The 12,949-nt window shown below is 56.8% G+C and carries 11 protein-coding genes and 2 pseudogenes; 7 read left to right on the forward strand and 6 right to left on the reverse strand.

Annotation, left to right across the window (positions count from 1 at the left end):
* Positions 1 to 283 precede the first annotated feature (283 nt).
* The 4 genes from secA (at position 284) to SxD43FB_RS10275 (ending at position 5,777) form a co-directional block, all read left to right on the forward strand.
* Complete coding sequence (gene secA, locus SxD43FB_RS10255) at positions 284 to 3,019, forward strand: preprotein translocase subunit SecA (protein ID WP_037480242.1); 2,736 nt, start codon at positions 284 to 286, stop codon at positions 3,017 to 3,019.
* Between the two features lie 130 nt (positions 3,020 to 3,149).
* Positions 3,150 to 3,503 (forward strand): PilZ domain-containing protein, encoded by a 354-nt coding sequence (locus SxD43FB_RS10260; protein WP_096062075.1) that lies wholly within the window; start codon positions 3,150 to 3,152, stop codon positions 3,501 to 3,503.
* Between the two features lie 1,627 nt (positions 3,504 to 5,130).
* Positions 5,131 to 5,382, forward strand: coding sequence for an AbrB/MazE/SpoVT family DNA-binding domain-containing protein (locus tag SxD43FB_RS10270; protein ID WP_096062095.1), 252 nt, complete (start codon positions 5,131 to 5,133; stop codon positions 5,380 to 5,382).
* Positions 5,379 to 5,777: a type II toxin-antitoxin system VapC family toxin gene (locus tag SxD43FB_RS10275; RefSeq protein WP_096062076.1), complete on the forward strand. Its 399-nt coding sequence runs from the start codon at positions 5,379 to 5,381 to the stop codon at positions 5,775 to 5,777. Before SxD43FB_RS10270 ends, SxD43FB_RS10275 begins: the two co-directional genes overlap by 4 nt.
* 366 nt (positions 5,778 to 6,143) lie before the next feature.
* On the opposite strand, the pseudogene SxD43FB_RS10280 reads toward SxD43FB_RS10275, so the two are convergent.
* Both SxD43FB_RS10280 and SxD43FB_RS10290 read right to left on the reverse strand, forming a co-directional pair.
* A pseudogene (locus SxD43FB_RS10280) lies at positions 6,144 to 6,845 on the reverse strand (IS5 family transposase); the annotation flags it as partial.
* A gap of 370 nt (positions 6,846 to 7,215) precedes the next feature.
* The gene (locus SxD43FB_RS10290; protein WP_096062078.1) at positions 7,216 to 7,704 is read right to left on the reverse strand and encodes a MucR family transcriptional regulator; all 489 of its coding nucleotides are present in this window, start codon (positions 7,702 to 7,704) and stop codon (positions 7,216 to 7,218) included.
* Between the two features lie 728 nt (positions 7,705 to 8,432).
* Here SxD43FB_RS10290 and SxD43FB_RS10295 point away from each other — a divergent pair.
* Both SxD43FB_RS10295 and SxD43FB_RS10300 read left to right on the forward strand, forming a co-directional pair.
* Complete coding sequence (locus SxD43FB_RS10295) at positions 8,433 to 9,239, forward strand: S1/P1 nuclease (RefSeq protein ID WP_096062079.1); 807 nt, start codon at positions 8,433 to 8,435, stop codon at positions 9,237 to 9,239.
* Positions 9,240 to 9,608: 369 nt separating this feature from the next.
* Positions 9,609 to 9,923 (forward strand): hypothetical protein, encoded by a 315-nt coding sequence (locus SxD43FB_RS10300; RefSeq protein WP_141249486.1) that lies wholly within the window; start codon positions 9,609 to 9,611, stop codon positions 9,921 to 9,923.
* A gap of 197 nt (positions 9,924 to 10,120) precedes the next feature.
* On the opposite strand, the gene SxD43FB_RS10305 is transcribed toward SxD43FB_RS10300, so the two are convergent.
* Positions 10,121 to 10,597 carry a hypothetical protein gene (locus tag SxD43FB_RS10305; protein ID WP_255245663.1) on the reverse strand — a complete coding sequence of 159 codons (477 nt, stop codon included), beginning with the start codon at positions 10,595 to 10,597 and terminating at the stop codon, positions 10,121 to 10,123.
* Positions 10,598 to 10,906: 309 nt separating this feature from the next.
* A complete protein-coding gene (locus SxD43FB_RS25225) occupies positions 10,907 to 11,266 on the reverse strand; it encodes a hypothetical protein (protein ID WP_176482737.1) in 360 nt (119 codons plus the stop codon).
* Between the two features lie 351 nt (positions 11,267 to 11,617).
* Between SxD43FB_RS25225 and SxD43FB_RS10315 the strand changes: the two genes are divergently transcribed.
* The gene (locus SxD43FB_RS10315; RefSeq protein ID WP_096062081.1) at positions 11,618 to 12,064 is read left to right on the forward strand and encodes a MucR family transcriptional regulator; all 447 of its coding nucleotides are present in this window, start codon (positions 11,618 to 11,620) and stop codon (positions 12,062 to 12,064) included.
* Positions 12,065 to 12,364: 300 nt separating this feature from the next.
* Here the strand turns inward: SxD43FB_RS10315 and SxD43FB_RS26335 are convergent, their stop codons facing one another.
* Positions 12,365 to 12,805 carry an excalibur calcium-binding domain-containing protein gene (locus tag SxD43FB_RS26335; protein WP_343228840.1) on the reverse strand — a complete coding sequence of 147 codons (441 nt, stop codon included), beginning with the start codon at positions 12,803 to 12,805 and terminating at the stop codon, positions 12,365 to 12,367.
* Positions 12,806 to 12,822: 17 nt separating this feature from the next.
* A pseudogene (locus SxD43FB_RS10325) lies at positions 12,823 to 12,949 on the reverse strand (IS630 family transposase); the annotation flags it as partial.

The raw sequence follows: 12,949 nt of genomic DNA on the forward strand, positions 1-12,949 counted from the left end.
TGGCGCGGGATGATGGAAATTGCTGCGTGCGTCAATCCGCCGAGGGGGGTGGGGAACGGGCCGCCGCCAGATATTCTGGCCCTCGCTGATTGCCTCGAAACATGTCGAAAGATGCGCCTCGCAAATCTCACAGCAGTCTTTGTTGGTGGAGTTCGCCAATGGAGATAGCTTCGATCTGGACGCGCTTTGATTGACTAACCGCTGAGCGCTCCCTAAATCGCCGCGCATGTCTGCGCGCCTGCCCATCACTGGGCAACGCCTCCCTTTTGAGTCAGGAATGTCCATGTTCGGCGCACTCGCCAAGTCCATCTTCGGTTCGTCCAACGAACGCTATGTGAAGTCGCTGGGCAAGATCGTCGATCGGATCGCCTCGTTCGAACCATCGGTGCAGGCATTGAGCGATGCGGATCTGGCCGCGCAGACGGCGCGGTTCCGTGAGCGACTGGCCGCCGGCGAGACTCTGGACGATCTGCTGCCCGAAGCCTTTGCCACGGTGCGCGAAGCGTCCGTCCGGGTGCTCGGCATGCGCCATTTCGACGTGCAGATGGTGGGCGGTATCGTCCTGCATCGCGGCGAGATCGCCGAAATGCGCACGGGTGAGGGCAAGACCCTGGTGGCGACGCTGGCGACTTACCTCAACGCGCTGGAGGGCAAGGGCGTCCATGTCGTCACCGTCAACGACTATCTCGCCAGCCGTGATTGCGACTGGATGGGGCAGGTCTATCGTTTCCTGGGACTGACCACCGGCGTCATCGTGCCCAACATCAGCGAGGATCAGCGCCGCGCCGCCTATGCCGCCGACATCACCTATGCGACGAACAACGAACTCGGCTTCGACTATCTGCGCGACAATATGAAATATGACCGTGCGTCGATGGTCCAGCGTCCGTTCAACTATGCGATCGTCGATGAAGTGGATTCGATCCTGATCGACGAAGCGCGCACGCCGCTCATTATTTCCGGCCCGACCGACGACAAATCCGAGTTGTATGTCTCAGTCGATGCGATCGTGAAGCAGGTCACGGAAGCCGATTATGAGAAGGACGAAAAGCAGCGCTCCGTCACCCTGACCGAGGATGGCACCGAGCGGATCGAGCGTCTGCTGGAGGATGCCGGGCTGCTGCAGGGCACCAACCTCTATGACTTTGAAAATACCCAGGTGGTGCATCATGTGAACCAGGCGCTGCGCGCCAACGTCATGTTCCGCCGCGACATCGATTATATCGTCAAGGACGGCAAGGTCATCATCATCGATGAATTTACCGGTCGCATGATGGATGGTCGCCGCTGGTCCGATGGCCTGCATCAGGCGGTGGAGGCCAAGGAAGGCGTCCAGATCGAGCCGGAAAACCAGACTCTCGCCTCGGTCACCTTCCAGAATTATTTCCGCATGTACCCGAAGATTTCAGGCATGACCGGCACCGCTTCGACCGAAGCGACCGAGTTTTACGAAATCTACAAGATGAACGTCGTGACCATCCCGACCAACAAGCCGGTGCAGCGGATCGACGAACAGGACAGTTTCTACAAGAATATCGAGGACAAGTTCCGCGGCATTGCCCGCACGATCAAGGAACATGCCGAAAAGGGCCAGCCGGTGCTGGTCGGCACGGTCTCGATCGAAAAGTCCGAAATGCTGTCGGAATTTCTCAATCAGGAAGGCGTGCCCCACGCCGTTCTCAACGCCCGCTTCCATGAGAGTGAGGCGCACATCGTGGCGCAGGCCGGACGCAAGGGCGTGGTGACGATCGCCACCAATATGGCCGGTCGCGGCACCGATATTCAGCTTGGCGGCAATCTGGAACTGCGCGTCGAGGACGAACTGCGCGATGTGCCAGAAGGCCCGGAGCGCGACGCCGCAATCGAGCGGATGAAGGCGGAAATCGCTGCTGAGAAGGCCGAAGTACTGGCCGCCGGCGGTCTGTTCGTGCTGGCGACCGAGCGGCATGAAAGCCGCCGCATCGACAATCAGCTGCGTGGCCGTTCGGGCCGGCAGGGCGATCCTGGCCTGTCGCGCTTCTACCTCAGCCTCGACGATGACCTGATGCGTATCTTCGGCCCGGACACGATGTTCGCCAAGATGATCCGCTCCAACCTGGAAGATGGCGAAGCGCTGCCCCCGTCCAAATGGCTGAGCAAGGCGATCGAGACTGCGCAGAAGAAGGTCGAGGCGCGCAACTACGACATTCGCAAGCAGGTCGTCGAATATGACGATGTCATGAACGACCAGCGCAAGGTAATCTACGAACAGCGCTCCGACATCATGGATGCCGATACGGTGGACGACGTCGTCACTGACATGCGCCATGAAACGGTGAACGACATTGTCGGCGCATCCTGCCCGCCCGGCACCTATCCCGAACAATGGGACATGGTGAAGCTCAAGACCCGCACCTCCGAAATTCTGGGGCTGGAGGTTGATTTCGACGCTTGGATGGCCGAGGATTCGATCGACCCGGAAATGATCGAGGAACGGCTGACCGCCATGGCCGACGAAGCCGTCGCCGAGAAGGTCGCCAATGTCGATTCGGCCGACTGGCACATGATCGAAAAGTCGATCCTGCTGCAGAGCCTGGATCATCACTGGAAGGAGCATCTGGCGACGCTCGATGCGCTGCGCCAAGTCGTCCATCTGCGCGCCTATGCGCAAAAGACGCCGATCAACGAATATAAGCAGGAAGCCTTCGCGCTGTTCGAACGGATGCTGGAAAATATCCGCGAGGATGTGACTGGATCGATCGCACGGGTCCAGTTCCGCATGGACGAAGCGCCGTTGCCGCAATTCGACCTGCCGGTGCTGCCGGACTTCATCACCACCCATATCGATCCCTTTTCGGGCGAGGATAACAGCGCCGACATCGACGCCGGGCAATGGGGCGGGATCACCACGACCATCCCGAGTCGGCCGCTCGACACGGCACCCGATAGCGACTTCGCCAATCTCGACATCAGCCGGAATGCGCTTTGCCCATGCGGGTCGGGCCAGAAATACAAGCATTGTCACGGCGCCTTGGCCTGATCCTGCGTCGGGCGGATGGGTAAGGCCGTCTGCCTATGGCTAACATATGGTTGACCAGATGACGCATGGTTTCGGTAATGAAACCAGCTGATAACTACGGCTGATCCTGGGGGGAAACCGGGAGAAGGCCATGACCAACACGTCCATTCGTCCACAAGGTGACCGCCGTCGCGAAAGTCGCTTCGTCGCCAATGCGCCAGCGACCCTGCTATGGGACGGGGTCAGCAGCCCAGTCACCATCTTGAACATCTCGGTCTATGGTGCGCTGCTAGGCGGCCTTCATGTTCCGCCGGTCGGTGCCCGTGTGACATTGATTGGCGATCATCTGGAAATATGCGGCACGGTCATCTGGCAAGGTGATGATCGATGCGGCCTTCTGCTCAGCCGTGCCGTTGATCCCCTGGCCGTGATCGACGAACCATCCGTGCGCACAATCGAACCGCCCATCACGCTACGCCGGGTCGCGCCTGGCCGTTATGGCTGAGGGTACGAAGTCACTGGCCGTAAGCAACGAGTGGGTCGGCGGTGATCAAATGTTGGTCTGTGGCGTGAACGGTGCATAGGGATATTGGGTTCGAACATTGCGGGCTTACTGCTGTAAAGCTCATAAGCTCCGTTCAATCCTGAACCGAAGCCCGCCCATTATCGTCGTGAAGCCCGTTGGTGGTGAGATGCCTGAACCGGATCGCGTCGCTCCACCCATTATCGGATTGGCATCGTTGCAACATAACGTCGAACGGTTCTACGGATAAAAGGATTGGCGAGCCTTCGCTACGCGCCTACGCGGACCCAGGCAGCGTGAGTATGGCTAACTAAGGTGGCCTGTTTCGATCCGATGCCCGCTAGCGCCCCTAGCGAGGCTCTTAAGCCATCTGCCCAATACCAAAACCAAGCCCGTCTCTTGGCATCTCGCGGGTATTGGTCGGGGTGACGAGCGCTACCCTAGGCTGGTACCCGTAGAGCGCTGGGGTTATTGAAAGCAGTAAGGGCTGATCGTACCTCGTTGTAGGTATCGAACCGCAGCGATTGATCGCTACCGCTACGGGGTGAAACCGCCTGCCCACCGTAATTGTCGCTAACTTGTTGAAAACAATGGTGGACGCACTTGGGCTCGAACCAAGGACCCGCTGATTAAGATTCCCCAAATGTGAGAATATTGTGCAGCAAATTCAAGCACTTGATTGCATCCGTTCATTAGCTGCTGCACAATGTTCCACTGCATTATCGTTTCACGACAAGGGTCGATAGCTCAAAATTGGACACACTGTGTTGGCTTTGGTTCATTCCGTAGAGAAGTAGAGCTTTAGGTGTCCTGCCCGAAGCGACGCCCCCGTTGCTCGCGCGTTTGACGTCGAAGATCACACCGAAGCGGCCGATAGGCGGGGCGGAAAAGGGCGGCCAAGATGCATTCCTTTTCGGATGGAGGAAACGAGCAGTCGCCGTCGGTCGATGGCGCAAGGTGAGGGAATTTATCCCTGCCAATCGGGAGGGACGATCCACCATTGTGAGGATGTCGGTCATCGCTGAGCGCCGACGATGCCTGTAAATTTGGACATGGTTCGAAGGCAGACGGTAGGTCGTACGCCGCCCAGCATCGTGACCCCAAGATAGATGTTGCGCTGGAGGTTCGCGTCATGATCGGTCCCGATCGCCACAGGTACGGTGTGGTTCTCGTCAGATCGCGGCCGGATCCAAAGGACGGGATGTCCAATCCATGATAGTCCCAGTCGTCCAGATCGCATCATTGCCTCGCCCTGCGGTATAACGCGGACCTGCCAGCCATAAAGCCGGGCGAAGCGGAGCAAGCGCGACCAAAGGTCGTCGCAGGGAAGGCATTGTGGCGCAGTCGTCATCTCGAGCGTGAAAAGCATAGCTCCGCCACGCAGCATCTCTGCGAAATCGGGCGGGAAGGCTTTGGTTTGCGGTACTCGGGCAGGCCACGTCTTAAGGTCGGTAGTAGTTGGACTGCTGCCCCTTCGCTGGCTGGGATGGAGGCCCTGCTGGAGTCTGCCAGGAATAAGAAGCTGGGAAGGCCGGCCGTGAGGCAGATTGAAATCGACTTGAATGTAAGGTTAAAATGCCTTACAATGCCGTACGAAAGGATCACTCTCATGAACGCGCTGACCGTCACGGCAAAAGGCCAGATCACCCTTAAAAAGGAAATAATGCGGCATCTGGGCATCCATCCGGGCGACAAAGTCGCGGTAGAAAAACTTGCCGACGGGCGCATCGAGATCAGGCCCGTAAAGCCTACGGGCAAGATTTCCGAGGTGTTCGGCATGCTCAAACGCCAAGGCCAACGGCCGGTGTCTATCGAGGAGATGAATGAGGTTATCGCCAAGGGCTGGGCCGGCGCACTGTGAAAATCATCGCCGACACCAACATTCTGGTGCGCGCGATCACTGACGATCATCCTGTGCAGAGCCCGCTGGCGCAGGCGCAGCTCAACCAGGCTGAGATCGTAGCCATCACGTTGCCTACACTGTGTGAACTTGCCTGGGTCCTGAGCCGCAGCTACAAAATTTCTCGCATCGATCTCGCCGCGATGCTGCGCCGTCTCTGCGCTGCCGATAACGTAAAACTCGAACAAGCCTCGGCGGATGTTGGTCTCGCATTTCTCGACGCCGGCGGTGACTTTGCCGACGGCGTAATCGTGCATGAGGGCAACTGGCTGGGCGGACAGATGTTCGTCAGCTTTGATGCCGATGCCGTTCGGATTGCAAAAGCCCAGGGACAAGCGACCCATATTCCCGCCTGACGTGCATCCAAATGCGAGGATCGCCGCAGTTCGAGCCTCCTGGTCTATGTCTCCGCTTGCCATGCAAAGGGTGTTGAAACGCCTCCGGCGACTCGCTTTGACTTAGTGATCCGCTCGATAGGCATAAACCCAGTCTCTCGTGATCAAACCCTGAGGCAACAGGACGCCGCGACTTTCTGATCGCTGCAGAGCGACTTAGGCGCGCGGGGAGACATCCTGCGATGCATGTTCCGCGGCGATCAGTCGCGAAGTTTCGCTCACTGTGTCGGTGCGGCCTCAGAATTGGCTTTTCGCGGAGGCTTGGTCTTTCGATTGGGCGCCTTCGCATTGGCTTTGCGCGGCCGCGTCAACTTGGAAGAGCCGGATTCGCTCGACAACCCATCGGCGGGGTAGCACCTCGAAACCCTTGGCTTTGTCGGAATGCTTGATGATTTCGATCGTCCACTTTCCCATGCCGACGAGCGCCTACCGTACCTTTTGCCCGCATAGCCGCCATCCGCGAATACATGGCGCAGCCAGGGGAAACGGGTCCGGATTGCGGACAGCACATCGACAGCTCCATCGCGATCCTGAATGTCGGCAGCGTGGACGAGGATGAAGATCAGAAAACCGCAGGTGTCTGTCAGAATGTTACGTTTGCGGCGTTTGAACTTCTTGCCAGCATCAAAGTCCGAAATTCCGCCACCTTCCGTGGTCTTCACCGACTGGCTATTGATCACGCCAGCGCTGGGCGAGGCTTCCCGTCCTTCGATTTCCCGCAAGTTCATAACCAACACGGTGTTGATGGATTCGAACAGACTGAAATTGCGGCAGGCGTAGAAGTGGCGCCGTACAGTCGACACCGGAGGAAAGCATTTGGGCAAAAGTCGCCACGCGCACCCGCTCGCGGCAACAAACAGCATCGCGTTCAGGACTTCGCGCATGTCTGCCGTTTGAGGTCGGCCTCCACGCCTTGCTGGAGGCAAGAATGGTGCTGCCACCCCCCCACTCAACATCAGTCATATCCGATGGATATCGCAGTCCCTCCTGGTTATGCCCGTACCGGGCAATACCAGTCCATGTCACCATTCACTCCATCTCTTCGGAATGAGGCGTGAATCACAACATGCTGGTATTGCTCAACAACTTTCGGATCGGACTCTAAAAGGCACCTGGCTCAATTACAAGACCCCGCCAACGGGGGATGCTGGCGGGGTCAATCGGACGGCTGATAAGTGGGGGAAAATTCGCCGTCTGATATTACGATAACACCCTTCTGCTGCTGATGTTCCCACGCTTATTGCTTTCGTGTCGCCCGGCAGTGATTCCCGCTCACCATCAGTCGATCTTGTGGCGCGCTGTCGTCAAATATCGCCACCGCACAAGGAACTCGTTTGAATGCCGTGGGGCAATACCGTGCCGCCCCATGGCAGAGGCTGTATTCCCGCGCTTTATCTGATCAAGCAGGTTCGGCCACCGCTTGCTCTTTCGGCTTTCTGCCACGCTTGGCAGGCATGTCTGCTTTAGGTGCGGCTGTCGGCGTCCGGCGCTTCTGGCCCAAGCCAATCCGAAGCGCCATATCCTTGCGCTGTTGCGCGTAGTTTGGTGCCACCATTGGATAATCGCTAGGCAAACTCCACTTGGCCCGATACTCCGCTGGCGTCATCTGATAATGTGTCATCAGGTGGCGCTTGAGCAACTTGAGCTTCTTCCCGTCTTCAAGGCAGACGATATAGTCGGGCTTTATTGACGCGCGGACGGCGACGGCAGGCTCCTGTTTCGGGGTCTCCGGCGTGCTGGGTGTACCAAGAGCGAAGAGAGCAGCGTGAACATTGCCAATCAATGCTGCAACGTCACCCACTGACACCGAATTATTGGAAACATGTGCCGCGACAATGTCGGCGGTGAGGGTAACAAGCGTATCTTGTTCGAAGATTGTGCCAGTCATACGACCCATTCTTTCTCGTTTTCAATCAGGCCATGATGCCTCGATCAAGAGGCGGCGATATCCTATATATAAGGCGCATGAGTAAATATTAAAAACCAGAAGTGAGGGGGAATTTATCAGTTAACTGAAACGGATGCTATTTCTAGAAATCGTGAATAACTTGCGAATGCGGCAGATGTATAGATTTTTCTAGAATTAATTTATAATAGTAAATTAAAAAATATGAATTTTTATGACATGGTAATAAATTGATAGTTATAAAATAGTTACAAGATAAACATCTAAAATATTTAAATACTGAATATAGTAAAAATGCAAAGATTGCAGTTCATACACTATCTTCACTGTATTATGAATTAATGATATTTTATCGTAGCCATTTTTAATAGCGCATGGTCAAAAGGCTTGGGCCAACCTTCCTCATGGCGGAGCCACCGTCATCCACTAGCGGCTCGGAGGGGAACGACTCGCACTGAAGGTGACGACCAGGGGTCTGTAAGTGCCATGCGCTGCTGACCTCAAAATAATTAACTGCGGGTGACGCTGCATCGCCCAGGCATGTTGAGCCTCATGTCGGGGCCAATCGCCGCCATGGTCGAGAAGCAGGGCAGGCGGCTGATGCTGGCCGACAGGGATGGCGAGAGGATCTAGGATCGCCCGCGCGGATCGGCCCATACTGCGCACCGATCCGTCTTTCCCTGGCGATGAAATGCCGCCAAGGAACAGCCATGCGTATATTCTCCCTTCTCGCCATCCCATTCCTTGCATGCACACCCGCACAGGCTTGGGGTCCTGTCGGCCACCGCATAACCGGTGCCATCGCCGATGAAAATCTGAGCGGTGTTGCACGCGCTCATGTCCGGCTTTTGCTTGGTGCCGAGGATCTAGCCAAGGCGGCGACCTGGCCCGATGACATGAAGTCCGACCCCGCTGAATATTGGCAGAAAAAGGCTGGCCCTTGGCACTATGTAACGGTCAGGCAAGGGAACAGCTATCAAAGCAAGGACGCGCCGCCAGAGGGCGATGCCATGAGCGCGCTGGATGGTTTTACGGCTACATTGCGCAATCCCAAATCGTCGATCGAGGACAAGCGGCTTGCCTTGCGCTTCATCATCCACATTATTGGCGATCTCCATCAGCCATTGCACGCGGGCGGTGGGGATGACCGGGGCGGCAATGATGTCCAGGTGACCTGGTTCGGCCGCTCGACCAACCTTCATTCGGTGTGGGACTCAGCGATGATCGAGCAACGGTCCTTGTCCTATTCCGAATATGCGCAATGGCTGTCGCGCACGATCTCGCCTGAGCAGGTGATCGATTGGAGCGATCCTGCGCCTTCGGTGTGGATTGCGGAGAGCATCGCGCTGCGCAGGACGGTCTACCCCGCCGACCCCGCAATCTCCTGGGACTATGCTTATAAGCATCGCTTGGCGATGGACGATCGGTTGAAACGCGGGGGCATCAGGATTGCCGCCTATCTCAATTGGCTGTTCGAGCCTCGGCGCGGCGCTGTTCCCACCGCGACGCCCAAATGACATAGGCTGGTCAGCACGATCGCACGTTGGACGCCATGACATGGCCTACCGCGATCGCCTGAAGGTCACGCCTTGCCTATTTGAGGTGGCGGCAACACACCGGACGATCAAAGTCATGTTTTAATGCCAGCACATCTTTCTGTTCGAGCCTCATGGTTTGTGGTGGCGGTTCGAGCGCCTGGGCTCGCGCAAATGACTTCCGGGACGCGCGACAGCGCATCTAACACCGGCTGTGTCGAGAGCAGCATGGACGAAAGGTTCGACCGGTGGCAATCGGGATGACGAATGACGCCGCCCGCATTCATCTCAGCCTGCCGAAAGAAAGAGTGTGGAAGCGGCCGTCAATCAGTTTCGAGGATAGGACGCCACATGGAATTAGATGCCCGAGATATGACGATCACTTCGAAAGAACAGGCGATGGTCAAGGCCATTCTCCGACCATTGATGGAGGCAATTGCCGCATCAAACTCAGAGGGGCTGATTGGCACCCGTGATCTCACGAAGCTTCTGGCTTTCGCTACGGCAGCGATCGTCGAAAGCGATGAGGAAGTGGTGACGCCACGCGCCATACGGCAGGCAGGAGAATATTTCGGGAAGCTGGTCGCCCATCATGCCAAGGCATTGCGGACCGAAAGGACGCAATCGGGATCGGGCTTCATGGCTGAGTTCGTAGCCGGCAGTTGATCGCCCTCTAACGGTGGACGGGCAGCCTAGTCTGGTAGGGCTACGGCAAATTACTTATTTTTAGCGGCGTCGGACAGGGCACCTTGCTGAGCGTGTAGCAGGCGAAGGGATTTTCCTTCCCTTTCGTGTCGCGGGCTGTGATCTGCCACGTCAGGCCTCTGGTGGTCGTCCGCCATCGATTGATGAAGGTGCTGTTCTCATACTGATATTTGATGTCGAACCCGCCCACCACGCTTTCGCCGCTTCCGACCCGTGGCCGTGCCACCAAAGCTGTCTGCCCAGAAACCCGTGATGGCGTCTATCGACGCTTCCGCCTGCGTCCCGGCGCCGCCAAAGATCAGGTGGGCGGCATATCGGTCGCGGTGGTTGGCTACAGCAGTGCTTTCGGCGTCCAACGCAAACATCGCGTCGTGCAGGAGTGGTCGCGCATTGATCGTCACGGAGGCGGGTTTCTCCATGACATCGCCGCGTCCCTTCCAGCATCCTTTGAGGGCTGCTAGGGCCTGCGGCATTGGAACGGCACCTCGCTCAGCCGCCGCCGCGGTCGCCGACAATAGCGTCATGGCCAAAGTGGCGAAGAGCAGTGTTTTCATAACGTTCCCCCGAAATTGCTGGAGCAGAAGAGCGATTTGTGCGTGCCAGGATCGTCCACCGCTCACATTCAAATCGATCATCGGATCATTGATCACTGCAAATGCATAACTATAGTGAAATCACGACACGTCGTAGATTGATTAACTATTTCGGTGCATTGTTCCGTAGTCGTAATAATTGCTTATCAGATACGGAATTAAAAATGAGAGGGTGGGATTTCTTCTACTTTTCATGCCGAAGTAGGAAGCAGCAGGCGATGGCAGTTCTGGCACATGCACCAGATAGTGAGGTAACATATTCTTTTTTGGCTGAAGAATATGCAGATGAAGCATCTCTAGCGATGAGGTGCGAAAGTGCGATCGTCTCGCCGCCACGCAGCACCATCATTGCTAGTCGCCTCGAACGATTTCGAAAATTGATGAAGAAGAGCCTCGCATATCGTGATCCTTCACAGATTTTGCGGGCTGAGCAATGCGAGGCCAACTTGCTCGGATGCCTCCATCACGTTGCTGGCAATCCCCTACCTCATCAATCGTAATTTGATCTGCTGGAAACGGCCGCGCCATAGCGCGGGCACTCAGATAGTCCGAGTTGAGCCATTCCTCATACAGCGCTGGTTCGAGGACGACCGGCATCGGCTTGGGACGCAAGGGCGTAACCAGTTCATTGGGTTTGCAGGTTAGACCCAGCATTGATTTCCAGAATGGGCGCGCAAGGGTCCAGACATTGATCGCGCGCTTCTCCTGCATCTTGGTCGCTCCCTTGACCATCGTTGGAACGCTCCACTCCGTGACGCCGGATCGGACCGTGCCGTCGTCGCTACGGACGATCCTGCCCGGACGTTTGGAATAGACGCCTGAGGCGAATTCCACATAGGGCTACTGGATGTCGAACCCGGCATATTCTCGCCACGTCGGGATCAGTTTAGGAGCGGTCCGACAATGATTACACATACAGGTGAGCCCATTGCTGCTGCAATTTCGATGAACGGTGCTCAGCTTTTTCCCGCAGACGAATTGTTATACGATTGTGCAGTAGTAATTTCGAACATATGATGCCAAAGACCAACCTATCCTTGGTCGCAAAAATTGAAAGTCGATATGATAGATTCCGAAAACCTCATGACCTTGACTGCGGATATCGTTGCCGCGCACGTGAGCAACAACAGCGTCGCGGTCAATGATATCACTACGCTGATTGCCAACGTTCATGGCGCGCTTTCCACCTTGGGCGAGATTGTCCCGGTTGAAGAAGTAAGGCAGGAACCTGCCGTTTCGGTGCGGTCATCGATCAAGCCCGACTACATTGTCTGCCTTGAAGACGGCAAAAAGCTCAAGATGCTCAAGCGGCACCTGATGACACATTATCAGATGACGCCTGCCGACTATCGGACGAAATGGAACCTCCCTGCCGATTATCCCATGGTAGCTCCCAACTATGCTCAACAGCGCAAGGAACTGGCGCTCAAGATCGGGCTGGGGCGCAAACCGGGCGTAAAACTGGGTCGCCCTGCGCGCGCCAAGAAGGGTGCTGAACCGGTAGCATAATGTCTCGACCGGCGGCGGATCGTCATCGACGTGATTGCCGTCGGGCGCTTTCTATTGGATGGTCCTCAAGCTGTGTAGGATCGCCCGCTTTACCGCGCCAAATATGTTCCAGACGCCGTGGGAAACAGGCGGGCGAATCCGATCTCAAAGGCGGTCGGGCGGCGCATAGATATGATCATGGGCCGTCAGCCTGATCGCTGACAGGTCGTATAGCTGAGCGAGAAGACGTTGGTTTCGCGCGCTGGACGTCCCAATCTGTCCGGAGCAGGCCGCGGTCAGTCGCGGGCAGCCCAAAGCTGCCTATCGCCCATAATAGGGTTCGCAGGCGACACCATCTCCGTCGCCATCGAGATGGGGTCCGTAGCCTGGCTGCCCCCGGCGCAACGGTGCAGCACCCACAGCACGCACCTCGCGGCAATTACCATAGGACCATCCGTTCTCCCCAGACGAAGCATCCGTCCGTAGCGTAGGTGCGGCCCTTCCAAAGCTCATCGTGTTGGGCTGTTGAGCGTCCAATTCCACGGCGGACATTGATTGCACCGTTCCTATGGTATTGCGGGTCGGCGTCCAGCTATCTTCGCGTGCGGGCGATGGCATGATCTGCCCGGACTCGAAAAGGCGTATGGCGGTTCCGATTAGTGCGCCGAAAATAATAGCGCCAAAGAGGGCTTTGAGAGCGAAGCTTTGAGTCACCATCAGGCTGCAATAGTTCAGCGCGGTAAATGATCTGTTTCTGCGCATTCCAAAATGACGATCACCTAGTGGATTGATTCCAACACTTGGTGCCCGCGCCGCACAGCGGCGATAATGTCGACTGGATCGGCCTTCCAGACGAAGGGGCGCGGGTCCTGATTATGTTCTTTGATGAAGCGATTGATGGCCGCC

The sequence above is a fragment of the Sphingobium sp. D43FB genome (genome assembly GCF_002312805.1).
GTDB lineage: Bacteria > Pseudomonadota > Alphaproteobacteria > Sphingomonadales > Sphingomonadaceae > Sphingobium.